This window comes from Mesorhizobium norvegicum (assembly GCF_004919685.1).
In the GTDB taxonomy this organism is placed as follows: domain Bacteria; phylum Pseudomonadota; class Alphaproteobacteria; order Rhizobiales; family Rhizobiaceae; genus Mesorhizobium; species Mesorhizobium norvegicum.
In genome coordinates this window covers 1-4044 of record NZ_SMYZ01000170.1, presented here as the reverse complement: position 1 = coordinate 4044, position 4044 = coordinate 1, and the positions used below count along the sequence as shown (strand labels likewise).

Sequence of the window (4044 nt, the reverse complement as noted above, 5' to 3'; positions counted from 1 at the left end):
AACTCATCTGCTTACGACAACAAGGCCTACCGGGCTTGACTTTCCGGGCGCGTTCTTTATGTGTCGCGCCAAGTTTCCCGCGTCCGGGTGTTTCCCCGTGCTCCAGCGGCCAAAACCCCACGAACAAACGGACTGATATCATGGCCAAAGCCGCAAACATCAAGATCAAGCTTCTGTCAACCGCCGACACCGGTTTCTTCTACGTGACCAGCAAGAACAGCCGCACCAAGACCGACAAGCTGTCGTTCCGCAAGTACGACCCGGTTGCCAAGAAGCACGTCGAATTCAAGGAAACCAAGATCAAGTAATCTGGGTTTTCCCTCTGCAATGCCGAAACGCCGCCCATCGGGCGGCGTTTTCGTTTGTAATCCCTCTGCACCTTCTACCGAGCCTGCTCCGGAGGTTCCGAGCCCGCGCCATCACCACACCGGCGGAGTGTATCGTTTTAATACAATCGCCAATTGGTAGACTCGCGCGAGGGATAGGCAGTTAGTTTCAGCGTCAGGCTAAAGCGGGGAATGCCTCGACCCGGGAGGAAACGATGTCCATTCAAAAAGGTGACTATCGAACCAACAGAGCCGACTACGCGATTGCCGCTATGCATGGCGGAGTGACCGCCGAAGACAGCGTTCGAGACGAGATTCTGGCAAGAAGAAAGAAATCCCTGTGGCTAAAGGAGCGGCGGTCAGCCAAGTCTGCCGAGAACCCAATGGACAGCTCGCCGCTGCCTAAAAGAAACCTTCGCGGTTAGACGCCACAGCCCCTTCCGCGATCGCACCATACCCGCACACCGCCGGGTCGCCCATATTTGCAGATGCAGCCGCCGGTATTGACCTCTGGCACGGCGGCGCTACTTCGTGATGAAATGGCTTCCGTTCTTTTTAGAAGGCGGCGGGACTAAGGTCTTGTGCGCAACACGCAAAGGTCTGAGGGGTCCTGTTCGGTTCCGGAAATGTCTGTTGGACGTTCCGTTATTTTAGTCAATCGAGATATAATCTTCCCTTCTATTTCCCACCCGACATCCACGCCTGATGCGGCCGTTTGTAATCCGCAGGTCCGCCGTTCTGCAGGTTCAGCGCTCTGTGTAGATGTGCAACTGGTCAATCGCGTCCCGAGTGCCCTCAGTCCGGGCTGACTTCCCCTCACCCGATGCGATCGCCATTTTTCGGATCGAACAAATGCAGCGACTCTGGATCGGCCGCCAGCCGTACCACGTCGCCAGGCTTCACGTCGGCACGGCCCATGGCAAAGACGCAAAGCTGCTGGCTGGCCAGCTTGACGTAGAACTGCGTCGAAAGCCCGAGCGGCTCCACCACCCCCACCTCGCCCTTCAGCGCGCCGTCATCCGCCAGCCGGACATGCTCGGGCCGCAAACCGACGGTGATGGCGTCACCGTCCGTCAGCGGCAGGCCTTCCGGCAGGCGCAACGCCTGACCATCGGTCAGTACGGCCTCCGACGTAGCACCCATGCGAACCGTCGCCGGCAGAAAATTCATGCCGGGTGAACCGATGAAGCCGGCGACGAACATGTTGGCCGGCCGGTCATAGAGATCGAGCGGCGCGCCGACCTGCTGGATCAGCCCGTCATGCATGACGACGATCCGGTCGGCCATGGTCATCGCCTCGATCTGGTCGTGCGTGACATAAACCGATGTCGTCTTCAGCTGCTGGTGCAGCGCCTTGATCTCGGCGCGCATATGGACGCGCAGCTTGGCATCGAGGTTCGACAGCGGCTCGTCGAACAGGAAGACCTTGGGATCACGCACGATCGCACGGCCCATGGCGACGCGCTGGCGCTGGCCGCCGGACAATTGCCGCGGCAGGCGCTGCAGGAAGGTGTCGAGCCCGAGCCGCTTGGCGGCACGGTCCACCCTCGCGTCGATCGTCGCCTTCTCCGCCTTCTTCAAGAGCAGGCTGAAACCCATGTTCTTCGACACGTCCATATGCGGATAGAGCGCATAGGACTGGAACACCATGGCGATGTCGCGGTCCTTGGGTGCTACGTCATTGACCAGCCGTTCGCCGATGCGGATCTCGCCGCCAGAGGCCTCCTCCAGCCCGGCGATCATGCGCAAAAGCGTGGACTTGCCGCAGCCTGACGGCCCAACCAGGACGACGAACTCGCCATCGGCGATTTCAAGGTCGACCGCGTGCAGGACGCGGACGGCGCCATAATCCTTGCGGACCTTTTCGAGCGTAACAGAGGCCATCGATCTATCCTTTGACGGCGCCGGCGGTCAGGCCGGTGACGAGATAGCGTTGCAGGAAGGCGAAGAAGATGCAGACCGGGATCAGCGCCAGGATGGATGCCGCCATCATCTGTCCCCAGTCGACGGCGAACTTGCCGATGAAGGTGAGCAGGCCGACAGCGAAGGTCTTCTGATCGTCACTGGAAATCAGCATCAGCGCGAACAGGAGTTCGCTCCAGGCGGCGGTGAAGACGAAGCCGAGTGTTGCGCCCATGCCGGGCAGCGTCAGCGGCACGATCACCTTGCGCATCGCCTGCGCGCGGGTGCAGCCGTCGATCATCGCGGCTTCCTCCAGGTCCTTTGGAATGCCGTCGAAGAAGGACTGCATCAGGAAGGTGGCAAAGGCCGTGTTGAAGGCGGTGTAGATGATGATCAGCCCGGTCAGGCTGTTGATCAGGCCGATCTCGCCCATCACGCGGTAGATTGGCGGAATGACCATCACCAGCGGAAAGGTCTGGGTCAAAAGCAACATCAGCGCAAGTGCCGCCTTGCCGTGAAAGGTGAAGCGCGACATGGCATAACCGGCCAGCGTGGCGATGATCGTCACCAGTGCCGCCGTCGAGACCGAGACGATGACGCTGTTGAGGAAATAGCGCGGGAAATCGGTGGCCTCGAGCACGGTGACGAAATTCTGCAGCGTCATATGCGACGGCCAGAAGGTGATGCCTTCGGAATAGAGAAGCCGCTCCGGCGTGACCGAGATCTTCAGCGTCCAGTAGATCGGGAACAGGGCAAAGAGCACGTATGCCGCGATTGCCGCGTAGAGGCCGATGCCGCCGAAGAAGCGCTGCGAGGTCGAACGTCCTGCGATCATCAGACGTGCCTCACCAGCGTGCGGCGGATGCCGATCAGCGCAATCGCATAGACAATGAGCAGGACGAGCAGCAGCACGGCTACCGCCGAGGCATAGCCCTTGTCCAGCGATTTGAAGGCGCTGACATAGATGTAGACCGGCACCGTGTTGGTCGAACCGGCCGGTCCGCCCTCGGTCATGACGAAGATCAGGTCGGCGAAGGTGGCGATCCAGATGGTGCGCAACATCACGGTGATGGCGATGGTCGGCGCCAGGAACGGCAATGTCACCTTGGTGAAGCGCTGCCACGGCGAAGCGCCGTCGATCGCCGCCGCCTCATGCAGTTCCGATGGAATGGATTTCAGCGCCGCCAAAAGCGTGATGGCGAAGAACGGAATGCCGAACCAGATATTGGCGATGATCGGCCCCCACATGGCGGTTGAGGGATCGGAAAGCACATTGGTCGGCTCGGCCTTCAGCCCCAATGCAAACAGCCAGTGCGGCAGCGGGCCGATGATCGGATTGAACAGCCAGGCCCAGGTCAGGCCCGACAGGAAGGACGGCACCGCCCAGGGCAGGAACACCAGGGCTTGTACAGCCTTGCGGCCGCGAAACGGCTTGTCGAGCAGCAGCGCCAGGCCAAGGCCGAGGAAGAACTGGAAAAACAGGCTGGCGACGGTCCACCACAACGTGTTGACCAGCGCCTGCCCCAGCACCTGATCCGACAGCATCGCCTCATACTGCCCGAGCCCGACATATTCGGACTTGAACGCGGAGAATTTGCGGAAGGAGTAGCTGATGCCGATGACCAGCGGCACCAAGAGCACCACGACCAGCAGGATGATCGCCGGGCTGAGATACAGCCATGGCTCGATTGCGGCGTGGGATAGCCGCTTGCGACGCGGCTTGCCGGCGGATCGTATTTCGGACACGGCGTAGGTCATTGGCTGAGGATCGGCTCCCTGGAGCGGCGTCGGGGACAGCGTCCTTCTCCCCGTCACT

The 4044-nt window shown here is 60.8% G+C and carries 5 protein-coding genes; 2 read left to right on the top strand and 3 right to left on the bottom strand.

Going from position 1 to position 4044, the window contains the following annotated elements; all coding sequences use genetic code 11:
- The first annotated feature begins 140 nt into the window (after nt 1-140).
- On the top strand, nt 141-308 hold the full coding sequence (gene rpmG, locus FCU66_RS40355) for a 50S ribosomal protein L33 (RefSeq protein WP_006201775.1): 168 nt from the start codon (nt 141-143) through the stop codon (nt 306-308).
- Between the two features lie 233 nt (nt 309-541).
- A complete protein-coding gene (locus FCU66_RS40350) occupies nt 542-751 on the top strand; it encodes a hypothetical protein (RefSeq protein ID WP_136620593.1) in 210 nt (69 codons plus the stop codon).
- Between the two features lie 391 nt (nt 752-1142).
- On the opposite strand, the gene FCU66_RS40345 is transcribed toward FCU66_RS40350, so the two are convergent.
- Genes FCU66_RS40345 through FCU66_RS40335 form a run of 3 tightly spaced genes read right to left on the bottom strand, consistent with a single transcriptional unit; the run spans nt 1143 to nt 3986 of the window.
- On the bottom strand, nt 1143-2210 hold the full coding sequence (locus FCU66_RS40345; RefSeq protein WP_136620594.1) for an ABC transporter ATP-binding protein: 1068 nt from the start codon (nt 2208-2210) through the stop codon (nt 1143-1145).
- A gap of 4 nt (nt 2211-2214) precedes the next feature.
- Nucleotides 2215-3063 (bottom strand): carbohydrate ABC transporter permease, encoded by an 849-nt coding sequence (locus FCU66_RS40340; RefSeq protein WP_136620595.1) that lies wholly within the window; start codon nt 3061-3063, stop codon nt 2215-2217.
- Nucleotides 3063-3986, bottom strand: a complete 924-nt coding sequence (locus FCU66_RS40335; protein WP_136620596.1) for a carbohydrate ABC transporter permease — start codon at nt 3984-3986, stop codon at nt 3063-3065. The genes FCU66_RS40340 and FCU66_RS40335 overlap by 1 nt, the downstream gene beginning before the upstream one ends.
- Nucleotides 3987-4044: the final 58 nt, after the last annotated feature.

Excerpts from the sequence above, each read along its gene's own strand:
- rpmG (WP_006201775.1), top strand. The coding sequence starts at position 141 with ATGGCCAAAGCCGCAAACATCAAGATCAAGCTTCTGTCAACCGCCGAC.
- FCU66_RS40335 (WP_136620596.1), bottom strand. The coding sequence starts at position 3,986 with ATGACCTACGCCGTGTCCGAAATACGATCCGCCGGCAAGCCGCGTCGC.
- FCU66_RS40350 (WP_136620593.1), top strand. The coding sequence starts at position 542 with ATGTCCATTCAAAAAGGTGACTATCGAACCAACAGAGCCGACTACGCG.
- FCU66_RS40340 (WP_136620595.1), bottom strand. The coding sequence starts at position 3,063 with ATGATCGCAGGACGTTCGACCTCGCAGCGCTTCTTCGGCGGCATCGGC.
- FCU66_RS40345 (WP_136620594.1), bottom strand. The coding sequence starts at position 2,210 with ATGGCCTCTGTTACGCTCGAAAAGGTCCGCAAGGATTATGGCGCCGTC.